At 38.3% G+C, this 842-nt stretch carries 1 pseudogene; it reads right to left on the minus strand.

The window, feature by feature from the left end:
• Nucleotides 1-842, minus strand: a pseudogene (locus AC1DG9_RS27430) (SusC/RagA family TonB-linked outer membrane protein); the annotation flags it as partial.

Raw genomic sequence — 842 nt, forward strand, 5'->3', positions numbered from 1 at the left:
CTCTAACAGAGTTGATATTATTTAACCCTTCGCGATTAACAAAATCAAAACGGTTTGCCATTTCCTGATTTATTAGATCTCGTCCTAAATTGAAATACATATTTACACTGAGGGTCCAGTTTTTATAACCGAAATCGTTATTAAAGCCTCCGGAAACAAGCGGAAGGGCATGTCCGGTCAAGGTTCTGTCGCTATTATTGATAGTATTATCTCCGTTAAGGTCTTTCCAAATCGGATCTCCAGCCTTTAATGTAATGGCATTATAGCTCATTTTTTGACCGTTTGCTCCCACCGGAACTTCCGCATCGGTATTAAAAATACCTWCATTCTTTAATAACCAATAGCTATCTATCGATTCGCCGACTTTTAAAAGTCTGTCACCAACAATCAATTMAGATAAACCACCCGGCAAAGCTTTCAATTTATTTTTATTGAAATTTAAGTTAAGTGAAGAAGTCCATGAAACCTTTTTTGTTGACGGTAAGATATCAGCACTAATTGCAGCATCAATACCAGTATTTGCAATAGACATACCATTTCTAATAACGGTAGTGTATCCGTATTCAGCAGCGCCAGGTACACCTAGCAATTGATTTTTATCTTCTTTAGTATATACATCAACTGAAGCTCTGATCCTGTTTTTCAAGAAAGCAACGTCAACTCCAACATTTAACTGATCCTGATAAGCCCATTCCAGGCCATAAGGAATAGCACCGGCATTATATGGTCTGGTTAGTGTTCCGAAACCGTTATATCCAGGTGCAATTAAATTACCGGTAAAACCAATAAAGGCGGTATACTGAGGGCCCTGAGCATAATTATCAAATAGCTCGGCCCTACCC

This window comes from Pedobacter sp. 05L430 (assembly GCF_056397585.1).